Consider the following 19,224-nt stretch of genomic DNA (forward strand, 5'->3'; position numbering starts at 1 on the left):
CATCTACGACCCCTTCAGCGCCTCCAGAACGAGGGCGTGAAGATCACCAGCAGGGTGAAGACTTCCAGGCGGCCCATCAGCATGGCGACGATCAGAATCCATTTGCCGATCTCGCTGACGCTGGCGACGTTGGCCACCACGCTGTTCAGGCCCGGACCGCCGTTGTTGATGGCGCCGGCCACGGCGGAGAAGGCGGTGACCGGGTCCAGGCCGGTGAAGACCATGGCGAAGCTCAGCAGCAGGGTGATGGCGATGTACACCGAGAAGAAGCCGCCGATGGCGTAGACCACGGCGTCCGGCACGATCTTGTTTTCCAGCTTGATCGGCAGCTCGGCGCTGGGATGGATCAGGCGCGCGATCTCGCGGCTGGCCTGCTTGCCGAACAACACCAGGCGGATCACCTTCACGCCGCCGCCGGTGCTGCCGGCGCAGGAACCCATGAAGGTGGCCAGCACCAGCAGCAGCGGCAGGAAGTGCGGCCAGTGGCTGGGATCGGCGGTGGCGAAGCCGGCGTCGGTGCCGTAGGCGATGACCTGGAACAGGCCTTTGCGCACGCTTTCGCCGAGGCTGCCGTAAGTGCCGGCCGCGTACAGCAGCCCGCAGACGATCACGCCCAGCACCAGATACAGCAGCAGGAAGGCGCGGAATTCGGCATTGCGCAGGTACAGCCGCAGCGAGCGCTGCTCCCAGGCCAGGAAGTGCAGGGCGAAGTTGGAGGCGCCGGCCAGCATGAACAGCATGGCGGCGATTTCGATGCCCAGGCTGTGGAAGTAGCCGATGCTGGCATCGTGCGTGGAGAAGCCGCCGGTGGAGACCGTGGACATGGCGTGGCAGATCGCATCGAAGCTGGACATGCCCAGCAGGCGATAGGCCAGCGCGCAGCTCAGGGTCAGCAGCACGTAGATGGTCCACAAGGCCCGCGCGCTGCTGGTGATGCGCGGCGTGAGCTTGGTGTCCTTCATCGGCCCCGGCGTTTCGGCGCGATACAGCTGCATGCCGCCGACGCCGAGCATGGGCAGCACCGCCACCGCCAGCACCACGATGCCCATGCCGCCGAACCAGTGCAGCTGCGAGCGGTAGTACAAGGTCGCGTGCGGCATCAGGTCCAGACCCGCGGCCACCGTGGTGGCGCCGGTGGCGGTGAGTCCGGAGATGGATTCGAACAGCGCATCGGTGAGGCTGTGCCAGGCGCTGTGCGTGAGATACAGCGGAATGGCGCCGAAGGCCGACAGCACCACCCAGAACAGCACCACGATCAGGAAGCCCTCGCGCACCTTCAGCTCGCCGCGATAGTTGCGCACCGGCCACCAGATGATCAGCCCTGCAAGCAGGGTGAGCGCCGCGGCGATGAGATAGGCCGGCCAGGTGTTCTCGCCATAGAACAGATCCACCGCCACGGGCGGCAGCATGGTGGTGGAGAAGCCCATCAGCAGCAGCCCGACGATGCGCTGCACGGCGGCGAAGCGCCGCTTCGCAGCGCCCGCGGGGCTTGCGGTGTGGGCGCTGCGCATGGGCTTACAAGAGCGAGAAACCGACCTGGAAGAGCTTTTCCACCTCGGCGACACGTTTCTTGTCGACGATGAACAGAATCACGTGATCCTCGGCTTCGACCACGGTGTCATGGTGGGCGATGATCACCTCGTCGCCGCGCACGATGGCGCCGATGGTGGTGCCCGGCGGCAGCTTGATCTCCTCCAGGCGGCGGCCCACCACGCGCGAGTTGCTGCGGTCCCCATGCGCCACGGCCTCGATGGCCTCGGCGGCGCCGCGCCGCAGCGAGTGCACGCGCACCACATCGCCGCGCCGCACGCGCGCCAGCAGCGCCGAAACCGTGGATTGCTGCGGCGAGATGGCTACGTCGATGCTGCCGCCTTCCACCAGCTCCACGTAGGACAGGCGGTTGATCAGGCACAGCGCCTTGTGCGCGCCCAGACGCTTGGCCAGCATCGCCGAGAGGATGTTGGCCTCGTCGTCATTGGTCACCGCGCAGAACACATCGACATCGTCGATGTTTTCCTCGCGCAGCAGCGCCTCGTTGGCGCCGTCGCCGGCCAGCACGATGCTGCGCCGCAGGTTTTCGGAGAGAAAGCGCGCGCGTTCGCGCGAGCGCTCGATGATCTTGACCTGGATGCGGGTGTCTTCCAGGGCCTTGGCCAGACGAAAGCCGATGTTGCCGCCGCCGGCCAGCATCACGCGCTTGACCGGCTGCTCCAGGCGGCGCAGCTCGGCGATGATCTTCGGCGCGTTCTCGCGGGCGGAGATGAAGAACACCTCGTCTTCCGCCTCGATGATGGTGTCGCCTTCCGGGATGATCGGACGGCCGCGGCGGTAGATCGCCGCCACGCGCGCCTCCACGCCGGGCAGATGCTGCGGCAGCTCCTTGAGCTGGCGCGACACCAGCGGGCCGCCGTAGTAGGCGCGCACGCCCACCAGGCGCACGCGGCCGTCGGCGAAGTCCACCACCTGCAGCGCGCCGGGATATTCGATCAGGCGGCGGATCTGGTCGGTGACCAGCTGCTCGGGCGAGATGTGCATGTCCACCGGCAGCGCGCCGGCGCCGAACAGCTTGTCCTCGCGCAGATAGTTGGTGGCGCGGATGCGCGCGATCTTGGTCGGCGTCTTGAACAGGGTGTCGGCGATCTGACAGGCGAGCATATTGGTCTCGTCGCTGTCGGTGACGGCGATGATCATGTCGGCGTCGTCGGCGCCGGCACCGCGCAGGGTGTCCGGGTAGGCCGCATGGCCGGCGACCGTGCGCAGGTCCAGACGCTCCTGCAACTCCTCCAGCGCGGCCGCATTGCGGTCGACGACGGTCACGTCGTTGCGTTCGCTGGTGAGATTCTCCGCCAGCGTGGACCCCACCTGACCCGCGCCGAGGATGATGATTTTCATGGGCCGCGCACCTTACGCCGGCTCATGTTGCACCGCAAGATGCCGGTTTTCACGCCAGTGAATTCAAGGTTAGGGAGGCAAATTTACTATCAGTAGGAAAATTGTCCCCCCCTATAGTGGAGCCCATCAACGAGGGTGCTCTTTCATGTGCACCCGGTTGGGGGACCTGGGAGCGGAGGTGCAGTCAGACTCCGCCACGGTTAAGGGGGGTTTCGGCGGCTAGGCTTCGGGGGAGGTCGGGCCGCTGATCATGCTCCCCGTTTTTCTCGATAAGCCTTGCCCGACGCAAGGCTTTTCTTTTTTCCGCCACCCGAAAATCCCCAGCCCGGGCCTGGCTATTTCTTCAGCAGCACCGCGTAGAAAAACCCGTCGTGCGCGCCGCCGGGCGCGATGCGCCGGCCGTGCGCGGTGGCCTCGCCCCATTCGGCCTCGATGGCCTGCACGCGCGCCTCGCCGCTGAGCAGGCAGAAGCGCTTCACCACCTCCTCGCCCTCGTCCGCCAGCAGCGAGCAGGTGGCATACACCAGGCGCCCGCCGCTCTTGAGCAAGGGCCAGAGGCTCTTGAGCAGGCGCAGCTGCTGAGCCTGCAGGGCGGCGATATCGGTCTCACGGCGCAGCCACTTGATGTCCGGGTGACGGCGGATCACGCCGGTGCCCGAGCAGGGCGCATCGATCAGGATGCGCTCGTAGGGCTTGCGGTCCCACCAGCGGTTCGGCTCGCCGGCATCACCGCAGATCATCTGCGCGCTGAGCTTCAGGCGGCGCAGGTTCTCGTCGATGCGGATCAGGCGCTGCGGGTCCTGATCCACGGCGGTGAGCTGCACCGCCGCGCGCTCCAGGGCGTGCGCGGTCTTGCCGCCGGGCGCGGCGCAGGCGTCCAGCACGCGCTGGCCGTCGCGCAGGTCCAGCAGTTCCACCGCCAGCTGCGCGGAAGCGTCCTGCACCGAGACCTGGCCGGTGAGAAAGCCCGGAATCTTCTCCACGGCGCGCGGCTCGGCCAGCATCACCGCGTCGGGCACATGGTCCACCGCGCTGGCTGCGATCTGCATCTCGCCCAGGCGCTTCAGGTATTCCTCGCGGCTGATGCGGCGGCGGTTGACGCGCAGGGTCAGCGGCCCCGGCTCGTTGTTGGCGGCCAGCAGGGCCTCCACGCGAAACGGCCAGTCGGTCTTCAGCTGCTTCACCAGCCAGGCCGGATGCGAGTAGCGCAGGCCCGGATCGCCCGGCAGATTGGCTTCCAGCTGCGCGGCCTCGCGCGTGTAGCGGCGCAGCACGGCATTGAGCAGGCCGCGCGCCTGCGGGCGCTTGAGCACCTCGGCGGCTTCCACGGTTTCGTGAATCGCGGCGTGTTCGGCGGTCTTGAGCGTGCGCAGCTGATGCAGGCCCACCAGCAGCAGGGTGTTGAGCTCATCGTCCTGCGGCAGCGGCTTGTCCATCATGCGCCCGGCCAGCCATTGCAGCAGCGACAGATCGCGCAGCACGCCGTAGACCAGCAGGCGCGTCATCGCCGCATCGGCCGGCACCCGGAAGCGGTCCGCCGGCAGCAGGGCATCGTCCAGGCTCGTGCCGCGCAGCACGCGCGCGATGCTGCGCGCGGCGCTGGCGCGGACATTCAGGGCTTGGCGCGCGGGCGATGGGCGCATGAGGGGCGATCGGTTACAAAAGGGCGCACATCATAGACCTGCGCGCCAGCCCGCAGCGCAGGCGAAAACATCATGCCTGGGGGAAACACATGTCGAGTCGCGCGCTGTTGAGCCTGCTGCTGGCCCTGAGTCTGGGCGCCTGTGGCGTGCAGTCGTCTTCGCCGGGCGTGGACAGCACCAGCCCCCGCGCCGCGCAGTGGCAGTACACGCGCGCCGAGGAATATCCGAACACGGCGAAGCTGCCGGCGCAGTACATCCGCATGAGCGATGGCGTGCAGCTCTCCGTGCAGGTGATGCTGCCGGCCGATGCCGAAGGCAAGGCCGTGAGCACGCCGCTGCCGGTGGTGCTCACCCAGACCGGCTACAACAAGAGCGCCTCGGGCGCCATCGACGACTTTGCCTTCAACAGCTTCTTCGTGCGCCACGGCTACGCGCATGTGGCGGTGGACGTGCGCGGCACCGGCACCTCGCAGGGCGCCTGGGAGGCCTTCTCGGCGCGCGAGCAGCAGGATTACCGCGAGGTGATGGACTGGGTGGCCACGCAGAGCTGGAGCGATGGCCGGGTCGGCACCTGGGGGCCGTCCTTCATGGGCATCACGCAGATCTTCACCGCCGCCTGGCAGCATCCGGCGCACAAGGCGGTGTTCGCCATCGTGCCCATGGCCGATGCCTATCGCGACATCGTGTTCACCGGCGGGCAGGTCAATGTCGGCTTCATTCCGCTGTGGATGGGCCTGGTCACCGGCCTGGGCGCGATTCCCGCGCAGCCCTCGGCGCAGGCCCTGCCCATCGTGCTGGAGCACGTGCTGGATGCGGTGACGGTGTTCCAGGTGCCGGTGATCGCGCAGGCGGCGCTCGGCGTGAATGACCAGAACTACGACAGCGCGTTCTGGCGCGAACGCTCGCCCATCGAGGTGGCCGACCGCGTGCGCACGCCCACTTTCATCGTCGGCGGCCTGCACGACATCTTCCAGCGCGGCGAACCGCTGCTCTACGAGGCCATCCGGCGCAACACCGAAGCCAAGCTGCTGATCGGGCCCTGGACGCATCTGGCGGCGTCCTTCGGCCGCGGCCTGCCGGCCGACGGCGTGCCGGATCTGGACACCATCGCCCTGCGCTGGTTCGACCACTATGTGCGCGGCATGGCCAACGGCGCGGCGGACATGCCGGCGGTCACGCAGTACGTGCACGGCCTGGAGCATTACGTCTCGGCTTCCGACTGGCCGCATCCGCAGGCGCGCGCCGCACGCTGGTATCTGCACGGCGATCAGAGCCTGAGCCTCGACACGCCGGCGGCGGGCGAGGCGGCGCACAGCACGCTGCAGATTCCGGTGGAAGGCTTGTGTTCGGTGAGCACCGCGCAATGGACCGCCGGCGTGCTGGGCCTGCTGCCGCTGCCCTGCTTCCAGGGCCAGAACAACCTCAACGAGCTGCCGCTGCTGGGCGCGGTCACTTACACCAGCGCGCCGATGGCGCAGGACTACTACTTCAACGGTCCCATCGCCGCCGAGCTGTGGGTGGCCAGTTCCGGCACGGATACCAGCGTCGCGGTGCGCGTCACCGATGTCGATGAAAAAGGCGTGTCCACGGAGCTGAGCAACGGCATTCTCACCGCCTCGCTGCGCGCGGTGGACGAGAGCAAGTCACGCTTCCTGGACGGCGCCAACCTCCAGCCCTGGCATCCCTACACCGCCGGCTCACGTCAGGCGCTCACGCCCGGCGAGCCGACGCGGGTACAGATCGAGGTGTTCCCCAGCAGCGCGCTGATCAAGAAAGGTCACAGCCTGCGCCTGGCGATCAGCAGCAGCGATTTTCCGCATGGACTGCCGCCGCTCACGGACCTGAGCGATCAGCTGCTCGGCACGCTGCGCATCCACAGCGATGCCGGACACCCGTCCAGCCTCGTGCTGCCGGTGGTGCCGCTTGCGGCCTTGAGCGGGAATTGAAGCGGCGGCGCGGCGCTCAGGGCGCGGTGGAATCGTTCTGCTGCGCCTGCCGCGCCGCGATGATCACTGCGCACTCGGCGCGCCACTGACGCATGGCTTCGGCGTAATCGTCCATCACGCACTGCGCGCAGCCGCTGTTGCAGCAGTCCGGCAGATCCGGCTTGGGCGGCAGATCGTCGTCCGCGCCGCTCATTGCAGCTGCCGCCCCAGCAAGGGTCGGCCGGCGGCGATCTGCGCGGCGGACAGCACCTTGCCGCCCGGCCACTGCAGCTGCAGCAGATGCACCAGGCCCTCGCCGCAGGCCACGGCGATGCCGCTGGCGTCGCTGCGCACCACGGTGCCGGGCGCGGCGCTGGGCGTGCCGGCGCTGGCGCGCGCGTCGAAGATGCGCAGGCGCTCTCCGTCCAGCTCGGTCCAGGCCACCGGCGCGGGATTGAAGGCGCGGATGCGGCGCGCGATCTGCGCGGCATCCTGCGTCCAGGCTATGCGCGCCTCGTCCTTGTCCAGCTTGCGCGCGTAGGTCATGCCCTCGGCCGGCTGCGGGGTTTCGCGCAGGCCGCCGGCTTCCAGCTTCTGGATCGCCTGCACGATCAGGCGCGCGCCCATGACCGCGAGTTGATCATGCAGGCTGCCGGCATTGGCATCGGCGGCAATCGGCAGACGCTCGATGAGCAGCATGGGCCCGGTGTCCAGGCCCGCCTCCATGCGCATGATGGTCACGCCGGTTTCGGCGTCGCCGGCTTCGATGGCGCGCGCAATCGGCGCCGCGCCGCGCCAGCGCGGCAGCAGCGAGGCGTGGATGTTGAAGCAGCCGTGCACGGGAATGTCCAGCACCGCCTGCGGCAGGATCAGGCCGTAGGCCACCACCACCATCAGGTCCGGTGCCAGCGCGCGCAGCGGCGCCTGCTGTTCGGGTTCGCGCAGCTTCTCCGGCTTGAACACCGGCAGGCCCAGGGCTTCGGCGCGCTGTGCCACGGGCGAGGCGGCGAGCTTGCGGCCACGGCCGGCCGGGCGGTCCGGCTGGGTGTAGACGCCGACGATCTCATGGCCCGCCGCATGCAGGGCTTCCAGCGCCGGAACCGAAAACTCCGGCGTGCCCGCGAAGACCAGCCTCATCCGCGCGCCGCGCTCTTGGCCGGCGCATCCTCGCGGCGCAGCTTGTCGAGTTTCTTCTGCAGGCGCTCGCGCTTGAGGCTGGAGAGATAGTCGATGTACAGCTTGCCGTCGAGATGGTCGATCTCGTGCTGCACGGCCTGTGCGTTCAGGCCTTCCATGACCAGCTCGTAGGGTTTGCCCTGACGATCCAGGGCACGCAGGGTGAGGCGGCTGTAGCGCTGCACCTTCTCGCCGACGCCGGGCACCGACAGGCAGCCCTCTTCCATCTCCTTGCGCTCGGCGGGATTGAGGATTTCCGGATTGATCAGCACCAGCGGCTGCGGATGCTCGCGGTCCTCGCTGCAGTCCATCACCGCCAGGCGCAGGGCCACGCCCACCTGCGTCGCGGCCAGACCCACGCCGGGTGCGTCGTACATGGTTTCGAACATGTCGTCGATGAGCTTTTGCAGGGCGTCATCGAACACGCTCACCGGCAGCGCCTTCTGGCGCAGACGCGGATCGGGATGGTGGAGAATCGTGAGCAGCGACATATTCCGGCGTTGGTGTTGCGTTGACGCCCTAAAATGGCGCCCACTACAGTGAAAACAAGCCGCGTCTGGCGCGGGAAGACTGCCGATTATACCCCCGCCCCTCACCTCGGCGGCGACCAAGGGCTCTGGATGGACGACCGCGAAACCCGCGCCTGGCTGCAGCTCAACCGTGCCGATGGCCTGGGCGCGGGCACGCTGGCCATGCTGGTGGAACGCTTCGGCAGCGCCAGCACCGTGGTCTCGTCCTCGCCGGCGGCGCTGCGCGGCGCCGGGCTGAGCGAAGCGCAGGCGCAGGCCCTGCGCGAAGCGGATGCGGCGGGCATCGCCGCTGATCTGGACTGGCTGGCGCAGGGCAACCGCCGCCTGCTGACCCTGGCCGACGCCGCTTATCCGCCGCAGCTGCGCGAGATCGCGCGTCCGCCGCCGCTGCTGTTCTGTCAGGGCGATACCGAGCTGCTGACGCTGCCGCAGCTGGCCATCGTCGGCGCGCGCAATGCCACGCCGCAGGGCCTGCAGAACGCGCACGACTTCGCCGCCGAACTGGCGCGTCGCGGCCTGGTGATCACCTCCGGTCTGGCGCTGGGCATCGATGGCGCGGCGCATCGCGGCGCGCTCAGCGCCGATGCATACACCATTGCCGTCTGTGGCACCGGATTGGATCGTGTGTATCCGGCACGGCACAAATCGCTGGCGCATGAACTCGCCGCGCGCGGCCTGCTGGTTTCCGAATTTCCCACCGGCGTGGCCGCCCTGGCGGACCACTTTCCGCGCCGCAACCGCATCATCTCCGGCCTGTCCCTGGGCGTGCTGGTGGTGGAGGCGGCGCGCGAATCCGGCTCCCTGATCACTGCACGTCTGGCCCTGGAACAGGGTCGCGAGGTGATGGCCATTCCCGGCTCCATCCACAACCCGCAGGCGCGCGGCTGCCATGCCCTGATCCGCCAGGGCGCCAAGCTGGTGGAGACCGTGGACGATGTGCTGGAGGAGCTGGGCCCGCTGCTCGGCACGCGACTTGCTGCGTCCATTCCGGCAGCGGCGCGCGACGCACAGCAAACTGCGCGCGATCCGCTGACGGGCCGGCTGCTGGCGGCGCTGGGCGACGAACTGCTGGACGTCGATGCCCTGAGCGCACGCCTGGGGGCACCGGTGAGTACGATTCAGGCGGCACTGACCCGCCTGGAACTTGAGGGCGGCATCGCGGTCACGGCATCAGGGCGTTATCAACGCCTGTCGGCCGCAGGATGAAAAACGGGGATGCCTGTGACAGGAAGGTGAAGCACGCCAACAGCACAAGAGTTTTCGCGGCGCCTTGCGATACACTTCTCGACACAGCACGGAGACACTGGATGAAAGAAACGGTCCTGGATGTGCTGATGTACCTGTTCGAAAACTACCAGGAAGGCGAGTTTTCCGACGCCGACAACCAAGATGCCCTGCGCGAGGAACTGGTCGCCGCAGGTTTTCCCGATGAAGAAGTCAGCCATGCCTTTTCCTGGCTCGACGGACTGGCCCAGCAGCGTCAGCTGCCGCTGATCTTTTCGCCCAGCAGCGCCACGCGCTGCTACACGCGCGAGGAGACCGCGAAAATCTCCACCGACTGCCGCGGCTTCCTGATGTATCTGGAGCAGCTCGGCATCATCAATGTGCAGATGCGCGAGCTGATCATCGACCGCCTGATGGCGCTCAAGGAAGAAGTGGACCTGGAGCGCGTCAAATGGGTCTGCCTGCTGGTGCTGATCAACCAGCCGGAGGCCGAAGAGGCCTTCGGGCACCTGGAAGAGATGGTCTACTACCAGGGCGAATTCAAACACTGAAACGTCGCGGGACGGCCGTTGTGCGCCGCGCCGCGACTTTTCTCGCGCTGCGCTCGCAGCAGTTTCCGCAGGACGGCATGGACCCTTAGGGCGGGTCAGGCGCGCCGCGCCGTGACCCGCCGGCTTTTTCCTGCGCCATCCGTGAACTTCACTGGCCCTCGCCCCGGCCCTTTCCCCCGGCTCCGGCGAGGCAGGGGCGCAAGCCTGTGCCCTCGCGCGCGTACACGCGCGCACGCGTATGGTCTGGACACGGCGGCAGGCTTGCGCATATAAGGCGCCCCTGTGTGGCAGCTCCTGCCCCACGAGAACCACAGGCGGTCCATGAGCAAGAATCTGGTCATCGTCGAGTCGCCCGCCAAGGCCAAGACGATCAAGAAATATCTCGGCAAGGATTTCGAAGTCCTGGCCAGCTACGGTCATGTGCGCGATCTGGTGCCCAAAGACGGCGCCGTGGATGTCGCGCATGGCTTCGACATGAAGTACCAGATCATCGATCGCAACGAAAAGCACGTGCGCGCGATTGTCACGGCGCTCAAGGACGCCGACGAACTCTGGCTGGCCACCGACCCTGACCGCGAGGGTGAGGCGATCTCCTGGCATCTGGTGGAACTCTTGCGCGAGAAGAACGCGATCAAGAACAAGCCGGTCAAGCGCGTGGTGTTTTATGAAATCACCCAGCGCGAGGTGCAGAACGCGATCCAGAATCCGCGCGAGATCTCCGCCGATCTGGTCAATGCCCAGCAGGCGCGCCGCGCCCTGGACTATCTCGTGGGCTTCAATCTTTCGCCGCTGCTCTGGCGCAAGGTGCAGCCGGGCCTCTCCGCCGGCCGCGTGCAGAGCCCCGCGCTGCGTCTGATCTGCGAGCGCGAGGAACAGATCAAGGCCTTCGTGCCGCGCGAGTACTGGACGCTGGAAGCGCTGGTGGAGAAGAGCCGCCAGCAGTTCAGCGCCAAGCTGGTGGAGCTGTCCGGGCGCAAGGTGGAGCAGTTCACGCTCAATACCGTGGTCGGCGCGATGAGCGCCAAGGCCATGGTCGCCAAGGCCGCGAACGGCGAGCTGCTGGTCGCCGCCGTGGACAAGAAGCAGCGCCGCCGCAATCCGGCGCCGCCCTTCACCACCTCCACGCTGCAGCAGGAAGCCAACCGCAAGCTCGGCTTCACCGCCAGCCGCACCATGCGCGCCGCGCAGCAGCTGTACGAAGGCGCGGACCTGGGCGGCGAGACCGTGGGTCTGATCACCTACATGCGTACCGACTCGGTGAACCTGGCGCAGGATGCGCTGACCGAGATCCGCAAGGTGATTCCGCAGCAGTTCGGCGCCAAGGCCCTGCCGCCGGAACCGCGCTACTACAAGACCAAGAGCAAGAACGCGCAGGAAGCGCATGAAGCCGTGCGCCCGACGTCGGCCGCGCGCCTGCCCAAGGACGTGGCGCGTTATCTCAGCCCCGATCAGGCCAAGCTCTACGAGCTGATCTGGAAGCGCACGGTGGCCAGCCAGATGGAACAGGCGGTGTACGACACCGTCACCGCCGAGCTGCGCGCCGGCAGCGAGCACGCGTTCCGCGCCAGCGGCTCGACGCTGGTGGAGCCCGGCTTCATCGCCGCCTACCTGCAGAGCGCCGACACCGCCACCGGCAAGGAAGACGAGGATGACGACAAGAAGCTGCCGCCGCTGGAAGTGGGCGAGAAGCTCAAGCTCGCCGACCTGATCGCCGACCAGCACTTCACCGAGCCGCCGCCGCGCTACACCGAAGCCAGCCTGGTGAAGACCCTGGAGGAATACGACATCGGTCGTCCTTCCACCTACGCCTCCATCATCTCCACCCTGCAGGCGCGCGACTACGTGCGCCTGGACGGCAAGGCCTTCATCCCCACCGACGTGGGCATGATCGTCAACAAGTTCCTCACCGATCACTTCACGCGCTACGTGGACTACGAGTTCACCGCGCATCTGGAAGACGATCTGGACGCGGTCTCGCGCGGCGAGAAGCAGTGGAAGCCGCTGCTCGCGGAGTTCTGGTCCAGCTTCAAGCCCACCGTGGACGAGAAGATGGAGCTGTCGCGCGCGGAAGTCTCCGAGGCGCGCGTGATCGGCACCGACCCGGTCAGCGGCAAGCCGGTGAGCGCGCGTCTGGGCAAGTACGGCCCCTTCGTGCAGATCGGCAGCAAGGACGACCCCGAGAAACCGCGCTACGCCTCGCTGCGCGCCAATCAGCGCATCGACACCATCAAGCTCGAAGACGCGCTGGCGCTGTTCCAGCTGCCGCGCAACATCGGCACCCTGCCCAATGGCGAGGAAGTGCAGGTCAACATCGGCCGCTTCGGGCCCTATGTGCGTCACGGCAGCAGCTTCGTGTCGCTGAAGAAGGACGATGATCCGTACACCATCGAACTGCCGCGCGCCATCGAGCTGATCGAACAGAAAGCCGCGGCGCTGGAAGCGGCGACCATCAAGAGCTTCGACGGCACCGGCATCAAGATCATCAAGGGCCGCTTCGGGCCGTACATCGGCGACGGCAAGCGTCGTGCGCGCATCCCCAAGGGCCGCGATCCGGAAAGCCTGAGCGTGTTCGAGTGCGAGGCTTATCTGGCCGAAGCCGAGGCCGCCGCGCCCAAGAAGGGCGGCAAGGGCGCGAAGAAAGCGCCCCGGAAAACCGCAGCCGCAGCCGCCGCCGACGCGGCGCCGGCTGAGAAGGCGGTGAAGAAGGCCGCCAAGAAGGCAACCAAGAAAGCCGTGAAGAAAGCGGCGAAGAAGAAGGCCGGCTAAATGGATCTGAGTCCCTGGCACCGCCGCGCGGCGCTGCGCGCGCTGCGCGGCGGGCGGCTGATCGCCTGTCCCACCGAAGCGGTCTGGGGCCTGTCCTGCGACCCGCACAACGCGCTGGCCGTGGAACGGCTGCTGGCGCTGAAGAAGCGTCCCTGGGAAAAAGGCCTGATTCTGGTCGCCGCCAGTCTCGAACAGCTGATGCCGTACATCGACATCCCCTCGGGCAAGGCGCTCAAGCGCGCCACGCTGACCTGGCCGGGTCCGGCCACCTGGATCTTCCCCGCCACCGACTTCACGCCGATGTGGATCAGCGGCGATCACGACGGCGTGGCGGTGCGCGTCACCCGCCATCCGGTGCTGCTGGCGCTCTGCCAGGCCTTCGGCCGGCCCATGGTGTCCACCAGCGCCAATCCCGCCGGCCGCGAGCCGGCCCGCAGCGCCTTCGAAGTGCGGCGTTATTTCGAGGTCGGCGCCGAGGGCGAGGTGGACACCCTGGTGCCCGGCGCGCTCAGCGGCCTGGCCAAGCCCACCACTATCCGCGACGCCGCCACCGGACATATCCTGCGGCGATGAGCAATCCGGCACTGGACCTGGACCCCGAGGCGGTCGAGCAGTATCTGCGCGGCCTGCAGCAGCGCATCTGCGCGGCCTTCGAGCAGATCGACGGCGCCAGCTTCGTGCGTGACGCCTGGGAAAAACCTGCCGACAGTCCGCTGCAGGGCCGCGGCGAAACCCGCGTGCTGGAAGGCGGCGCGGTGTTCGAGCGCGCCGGCGTGGCGTTTTCCGATGTGCGCGGCAAGCGCCTGCCGCCCTCGGCCACGCAGAACCGCCCGGAACTCGCCGGACGCGGCTTTCGCGCCATGGGCGTGTCGCTGGTGATTCATCCGCGCAATCCCTATGTGCCGACCTCGCACGCCAATGTGCGCTTCTTCATGGCGGAAGTTCCGTCGCAAAGCGACGGAAGGGGCGACAAGGACGTCGCGCCGGTTCTTGCGAGCGGAGCAGGATTGCGTAGCGAGCAAGCCCACGCCCTGCCGGTGTGCTGGTTCGGCGGCGGCTTTGATCTGACGCCCTACTACGGCTTCGAGGACGACGCGCGCCACTGGCACGCCACGGCACGGGAGGCCTGTGCGCCCTTTGGCGAAGCGGTGTATCCGCGCCTGAAAAAATGGTGCGACGACTACTTCTACCTCAAGCATCGCGAGGAGCCGCGCGGCATCGGCGGGCTGTTCTTCGATGACTGGCAGGATGGCGGCTTTGCGCAGAGCTTCGCGCTGATGCGCAGCGTGGGCGATCACTATCTGCCGGCGTATCTGCCCATCGTCGAGAAGCGCAAGGACCAGCCCTACGGCGAGCGCGAGCGCGACTGGCAGCTGTACCGGCGCGGACGCTACGTGGAATTCAATCTGGTCTGGGACCGTGGCACGCACTTCGGCCTGCAGTCGGGTGGCCGCAGCGAATCGATTCTGATGTCGATGCCGCCGCTGGCCAGCTGGCGCTATCAGCACCAGCCGCAGGCGGGCTCGCCGGAGGCGGCGCTGCTGGAGACGTTTCTGCGTCCGCGCGACTGGCTCTGAGGCGCCCGGCCCGCTGCCGCTGAGCGCCCTGCGTTAACGCCGTCTCCGGCCCGCCCGCTGACATGACCCTGGCGCAAGTGCTCACCAGCCTGGGCTTCCATCACCTGGGTTTCATCATGTTGCCGCTCACGCACCTGGGCAATCTGTTTCTGCTCGGGGGGCTGTCGCTGCTGCTGGGCCTTTGGCTGCTGTCCGCCAGCGGCTTTCGCGCCGGCCTGCTCTGGGCGCTGCTGTTCCTGGGCTGCACGGCGAGTCTCGCCGCGCTGAAGATTTACTTCGCCGCCTGCCCCATCGAGCACTGGTATCTGCGCAGCCCCAGCGGCCACAGCGCCATGAGCGCGCTGGTCTACGGCGCCATCGGCTGCTGCGCGATGCGCGAGGCGCCGCTGTGGCGGCGCCGGCTGCTGATCATCCTGCTGCCGCTGCTGGTGGGCGGCATCGCCATCTCGCGCATCCTGCTGCAGATGCACAGCGGCGAGGAAGTGTTGATGGGGCTGGCGCTGGGCGGCGCGTTTCTGCTGCTGTTCTGCTGGCTATACCTGAAACTGCCGCAGCACAGCCTGGGCTGGAAGCGTCCGCTGCTGGCGCTGCTGCTGCTGTTTCTCACCCTGAAATTCATCATCCGCCCGGTGAGCCTGGAAGCGCTGTTCCACGGCCTCAGCTTCCACTGGCAACTGTCCACGCAGCTCTGCGCGCAGCAGCGGCCGGAGTCGCTGCTCGTGCCGGGCGGGCCGGAGTATGAGATCTGAAGCGGCCCGAAGGCGCAGCGCGCCAGCGGGCCGCAGCCTTCACCGCTGATCAGTTGCGCCCGGCCGGCAGCCACAGCTCGATCACGCCGGAGCGGTTCGACAAGCCCGCCGGCAGCGCCTGGGCGTGCGTCTGCCTGAACGCCGGCCGCAGGCGCAGATAGGCCGCCAGCGCCTCGGCGCAGTCCTTGCTCTCGGGCTGATACAGCAGCGTGGGCTGCGACCAGGGCAGCGGCGGGTCCTGATTGCGGCGCTGCGCGCTGCGCACCACGTTTTCGATGCCGGGCGTGGCCAGACCGCGCTCGCGCAGCTCGGCCAGCAGCGCCTCGGCCGGCGCGCGCTGCGGCTCGGCGTAGATCTGCGTGTACAGCGTGTAGCGCGGCCGGGCGGCGGCGGGATCGGCGGCACAATCACGACGCACGGTATCGCCCATCGGCAGCGCCGGCTGGTCCGCAGGCACCGGGACGGGCGCGCCAGCCGCCGGCGCTTCCTCATACGCCGCGCCGTCCATCGCTTCAGGCTGTGGCGCCGCGCCGGGCGCGGGCGCGTAGGATTTCATCGTCGTCGGCGCCGCGGCAGCTTCCGGCACGCGCCAGAGCCGGTAGTCGCGCAGCTGCTTCAGCCAGAAGCCTTCCAGCTTCTCGCCATCCAGCAAGCGCACGTCCACCAGACATCTGTTCTGCGCATCACCGTCCAGATTGTCCTTGCAGACCTTCTGCAGGCGCAGCGCCTGCGACTGCAGGATTTCCGCCACCGGCTTGTCGCCCTGCAGGCTCTGCCGGGCGTTGACCACCGCCAGCAGCTTGATGCGCAGCTGATCGTCGTAGCTCTTGCTGGTGGCGATGTCCTGCGAAGCCTTGTCGATCTCGGCCACCACGTCCTGCACTTTCTGGTCGAGCGCAGTCTGCGCCTCCAGACGCCGCTGCGCATGCGCGTCCCAGCTCTGCCAGAGCGTGAGCAGCACGCTGGCCACCGCGCCCACGCCCAGGGAAGTGCCGACCGTGGCGGCCACGCGCCGGCCCCGGCTCTGCGGCTCGTCCTTGGGCGGCGGCGTGATCTGGCCATTGTCGGCCGGCTTGCCCGCGGCCGCCCACTGCGGCAGCAGCGCCAGCAGTTCCGGCGTGATCGCCGCGCCCAGGCGCAGCCCCAGCTCGCAGTAACTCTCCCACTGCGCCTCGTCGAAGAACTGATCGCCGGTGGTCTGCTGCGGAAAACCGCCATCGCGATCCGCATAGCCGGCCACGTCCAGCGGCAGCTGCGCGCTGCGGCGTGGCTTGACGATCAGCAAGGCGGCGAGGCTGCCGTCTTCATACCGCACCCGCGCCAGCATCAGGTACTGGCGGTCGAGCCGCGGACCGATGCCATCGGGCGTGTCGAACAGCTCGCGCAGCGGCTCCTGCTGCGGCGTACAGGGCAGCGAGCGCGGATCGATGAACTCGATGTCGGCGCCGTAGTCGATGCGCGCCTTGCGCACCAGATTCTCCACGTCGTTGAACACATAGAGCGGATCGGCGCCGCAGTCCGCCAGCACCATCAGCGGCAGGCGGCGCTTGAGCAGCGCGTAGATGCCGGTGTTGTCGAAGTGTCCGCCGTCGGACAGATACCAGGCCGGGCCGCGCAGCCCCGGAAAGCTGGCCAGCATCTCGGCGCCGGTGCCGCAGTACTTGCCCCACAGCTGCCACAGCAATCTGGCGAAGCGGCCGCGCACTTCCAGCGGATTGCGCAGCCAGTAACCCAGGCGCAGATTGGCCAGAAACAGCAGCGCCGCCACGCCCGTGCGCGTCTGCGAACCCATGCCGCTGCTGATCGCCGCGCCGGAGATCGCCACCCATTCGGCCAGTGTGCCGCCGGCGCCGCCCTGCGGCAGCTGCGCGCCGGTTTCCAGGCCCAGGGCGCTCACCGTCAGCGCCACGCCCTTGCGGTCAGCGTTGTAACTGCCGGTGCGGTCATCCTTGGTCTGGTTGATGCAGCAGTTGATCAGATGAATGGGGCCGCCATGGCGCCAGGGCTGATAGTCGGCCAGCGCGATATCGTCCTGCGGCAGCAGCTCGCTGAGCTTGCGCGTGTGCTCGGTGGCTTCGCGATCGACCCGCGCCAGCAAGGGACGCGGGAAGCGCGGCTGGGCGCAGCCCGGCGCCGGCGCATTGCCCACCGCCACATAGGTGCGCGTGAGGCGCGAGCGGTAGAACAGATGCAGCGAAGAGCGATTGAGCTGCTGCAGATGCCGGCCGGTGAGCAGCATGTAAGCCAGCAGCGTCACCACCAGCCACTGCCAGCGCGCCGGCGTCTCCGGCAGCCAGCCGGCGAGCGGCGCCGCGGCATCCTGAGGCTGCAGCAAAAACACCCAGAGCTGCGCCAGACTCATCCAGAACATCATCACCATGGCCAGCAGCAGCAGTCCCAGCACATGCGCGAGCGCTGGCAGCGGCAGGCTCGCACCGCTGGTCTTGTCGGCCTGACGCTGCAGCATGGGCAGCACCAGACGCAGCGCGCCCAGCAGCAAGGCGCCCAGGCCCAGGCCCGAAGCGCCCGCCGAAGCGCTCTGCTGCAGCACATAGGTGCTGAGCACCCAGGAGAGGAAATCCAGCGCGCCGAACACCAGCAGCAGCGCGGTGGCGATCAGCATCCAGGCCAGCGCCTGCGTCCACAGCACGCGCAGTTGCTCGGCCTTGAACCGCAAGGACAGCAGCACGCGCAGCGCCGCGCCGATGACCAGGGCCAGCAGCAGACTGCTGGCCACCCAGGCCGGCGCCGCCCAGAGATCCACCTCCAGCGCGTTTTCCGAAGTGCGCAGCGGCGGCAAGGGCAGGATCTGCAGCAGCAGCGCCAGACCCAGCGCCGCCGCCGCGGCGGCACCGAGCCTGGAGCTGAGGTGATTGTCGCCGCTGAACCAGAAGCCGAACATGCTCGCCGCCGCCAGCGGCAGCATCAGCAGGGCGGCGGTCCACAGCGGGCTGCCGAGCAGCAGCCCATAAAACGCCCAGGCGCTGGCATCCGGCCGCGCCGCCAGCCACAGATGCGGCGCCACCAGCAGCGCCGAGAGCATCAGCAGCAGCACGCCGGTTTCCAGCTGCGTGGCGATGAAGCCGCGCAGATGCCCGGCCCAGGCGGTGAACAGATCGCCTGCGCCGGCCGGCGTCAGAAAGCGGCCGTTGCTGCGCAGCCACCAGAGAAACAGCGAATCATCACGCGCCAGACCTTCCTCCACCTGCGCGGCGCGGACCTGTGCATTGAACAGGCGCCCGAAGGCCGCGCCGATGTATCCGCCGCCCGACACCGTGGACAGGTAATCGAAGCGCTGCAGCACCTTGTTCTTGGCCAGACCGCGCAGCAGCCCCAGGCAGAAGGTGGCGCTGCGGATCCCGCCGCCGGACAAGGCCAGACCCAGGCGTTGTTCCGGGGATTTCGGCGGCTGCTCCGCCGCCTGCCAGCGCGCTGCGAGTGCAGCGGCTTCCTCATCGCTTCTGCTCGAAGCGCCCTGCGGTGCCGGCTGGTTCATGGCTGCATCTCCCCGAGTGCCGCGTTTTTCGGCGGTGATCTGCACTGCGCTGCTCGCAGTATAGGCAGGACCTCGGGGTGCACCGCTGCAACCTGGGTCACAGGGGGTGCGGGTCTGGACCGGCATGAACGCGGCAACGATCCAGAAACGCGCGCCATTCAAACCCCGCGCTCAGCTCACGCATCCTAGGGCCTGTTAACAATTACTCTGCGCGCTGCGACGGAGGTCGTTTTGCCGCAGGGCAAGGCGGCAGACGCGCCGCTTGGTGATTCCAAGCCAGCGGCTGCCAACGCCGCCCTGCGGCAAAACGGCCCCGTCCCTTCGGGTTGCGCCAGAAATCGCGCCATGCGGCGTTGCGAAACTTGGCTTTGGAACCACCAAAGCCTGCGTTTCGCGCCTTGCCTGGCGCGATTTCTGGCAGCAACGCAGCGGGCAAAGTAATTGTTAACAGACCCTAAGCCCCGTCGCCATTTCGTCCGGGGCTCGCCATGAAAGCGCTGTTGCTGTTCGTCGGCTGGTGCATCCTGTTCGCGCTGTCCTGGCCGATTGCGCTGGCAGCGCTGCTGCTGTTGCCGCTGGTCTGGCTGCTCAGCCTGCCGTTTCGTTTGCTGGGCCTGTCGCTGGAGGCGGCGTTCGCGCTGCTGCGCGCGATTCTGTTCCTGCCGGCCCGTCTGCCGGGTCAGCGCAGCTGAGGC

15 protein-coding genes are annotated in these 19,224 nt (G+C 68.0%); 8 read left to right on the plus strand and 7 right to left on the minus strand.

Annotated elements, in window-relative coordinates; translation table 11 throughout:
* Positions 1–14: 14 nt before the first annotated feature.
* The 3 genes from BMY12_RS08240 to rsmB form a co-directional block, all read right to left on the minus strand.
* Complete coding sequence (locus BMY12_RS08240; protein ID WP_093284404.1) at positions 15–1,511, minus strand: TrkH family potassium uptake protein; 1,497 nt, start codon at positions 1,509–1,511, stop codon at positions 15–17.
* A gap of 4 nt (positions 1,512–1,515) precedes the next feature.
* Complete coding sequence (gene trkA / locus BMY12_RS08245) at positions 1,516–2,892, minus strand: Trk system potassium transporter TrkA (RefSeq protein ID WP_093284406.1); 1,377 nt, start codon at positions 2,890–2,892, stop codon at positions 1,516–1,518.
* Positions 2,893–3,227: 335 nt separating this feature from the next.
* The gene (gene rsmB, locus BMY12_RS08250; protein ID WP_093284409.1) at positions 3,228–4,535 is read right to left on the minus strand and encodes a 16S rRNA (cytosine(967)-C(5))-methyltransferase RsmB; all 1,308 of its coding nucleotides are present in this window, start codon (positions 4,533–4,535) and stop codon (positions 3,228–3,230) included.
* A gap of 89 nt (positions 4,536–4,624) precedes the next feature.
* Between rsmB and BMY12_RS08255 the strand changes: the two genes are divergently transcribed.
* Positions 4,625–6,481 (plus strand): CocE/NonD family hydrolase, encoded by a 1,857-nt coding sequence (locus BMY12_RS08255; RefSeq protein ID WP_093284411.1) that lies wholly within the window; start codon positions 4,625–4,627, stop codon positions 6,479–6,481.
* Between the two features lie 16 nt (positions 6,482–6,497).
* Here the strand turns inward: BMY12_RS08255 and BMY12_RS08260 are convergent, their stop codons facing one another.
* Genes BMY12_RS08260 through def form a run of 3 tightly spaced genes read right to left on the minus strand, consistent with a single transcriptional unit; the run spans position 6,498 to position 8,127 of the window.
* A complete protein-coding gene (locus BMY12_RS08260) occupies positions 6,498–6,674 on the minus strand; it encodes an oxidoreductase-like domain-containing protein (protein ID WP_093284414.1) in 177 nt (58 codons plus the stop codon).
* The gene (gene fmt / locus BMY12_RS08265; protein WP_093284417.1) at positions 6,671–7,597 is read right to left on the minus strand and encodes a methionyl-tRNA formyltransferase; all 927 of its coding nucleotides are present in this window, start codon (positions 7,595–7,597) and stop codon (positions 6,671–6,673) included. The genes BMY12_RS08260 and fmt overlap by 4 nt, the downstream gene beginning before the upstream one ends.
* Positions 7,594–8,127, minus strand: coding sequence for a peptide deformylase (def, locus tag BMY12_RS08270; protein WP_093284419.1), 534 nt, complete (start codon positions 8,125–8,127; stop codon positions 7,594–7,596). Before def ends, fmt begins: the two co-directional genes overlap by 4 nt.
* A gap of 129 nt (positions 8,128–8,256) precedes the next feature.
* Here def and dprA point away from each other — a divergent pair, with 129 nt between their 5' ends.
* The 6 genes from dprA to BMY12_RS08300 all read left to right on the plus strand — a co-directional run bounded on the left by dprA (position 8,257) and on the right by BMY12_RS08300 (position 15,033).
* Positions 8,257–9,372, plus strand: a complete 1,116-nt coding sequence (gene dprA / locus BMY12_RS08275) for a DNA-processing protein DprA (RefSeq protein WP_093284422.1) — start codon at positions 8,257–8,259, stop codon at positions 9,370–9,372.
* A 101-nt stretch (positions 9,373–9,473) separates the two neighbouring features.
* Entirely contained in the window at positions 9,474–9,941 is a 468-nt protein-coding gene (locus tag BMY12_RS08280) for a Smg family protein (RefSeq protein ID WP_093284424.1), read from the plus strand.
* 321 nt (positions 9,942–10,262) lie between these two features.
* Positions 10,263–12,707 carry a DNA topoisomerase I gene (locus BMY12_RS08285; RefSeq protein WP_093284427.1) on the plus strand — a complete coding sequence of 815 codons (2,445 nt, stop codon included), beginning with the start codon at positions 10,263–10,265 and terminating at the stop codon, positions 12,705–12,707.
* Positions 12,708–13,280, plus strand: coding sequence for an L-threonylcarbamoyladenylate synthase type 1 TsaC (gene tsaC, locus BMY12_RS08290; RefSeq protein WP_093284430.1), 573 nt, complete (start codon positions 12,708–12,710; stop codon positions 13,278–13,280).
* Positions 13,277–14,284: an oxygen-dependent coproporphyrinogen oxidase gene (hemF, locus tag BMY12_RS08295; protein WP_093284432.1), complete on the plus strand. Its 1,008-nt coding sequence runs from the start codon at positions 13,277–13,279 to the stop codon at positions 14,282–14,284. Before tsaC ends, hemF begins: the two co-directional genes overlap by 4 nt.
* A 62-nt stretch (positions 14,285–14,346) precedes the next feature.
* Entirely contained in the window at positions 14,347–15,033 is a 687-nt protein-coding gene (locus BMY12_RS08300; protein ID WP_093284435.1) for a phosphatase PAP2 family protein, read from the plus strand.
* Positions 15,034–15,082: 49 nt separating this feature from the next.
* Here BMY12_RS08300 and BMY12_RS08305 read toward each other — a convergent pair whose 3' ends face one another.
* Positions 15,083–18,529, minus strand: coding sequence for a patatin-like phospholipase domain-containing protein (locus tag BMY12_RS08305; protein ID WP_177188898.1), 3,447 nt, complete (start codon positions 18,527–18,529; stop codon positions 15,083–15,085).
* A 488-nt stretch (positions 18,530–19,017) separates the two neighbouring features.
* Here BMY12_RS08305 and BMY12_RS08310 point away from each other — a divergent pair, with 488 nt between their 5' ends.
* Complete coding sequence (locus BMY12_RS08310; protein ID WP_093284440.1) at positions 19,018–19,221, plus strand: hypothetical protein; 204 nt, start codon at positions 19,018–19,020, stop codon at positions 19,219–19,221.
* Positions 19,222–19,224: the final 3 nt, after the last annotated feature.

Origin of the sequence: Solimonas aquatica, from assembly GCF_900111015.1 — a bacterium.
Classification (GTDB): Bacteria; Pseudomonadota; Gammaproteobacteria; order Nevskiales; family Nevskiaceae; genus Solimonas; species Solimonas aquatica.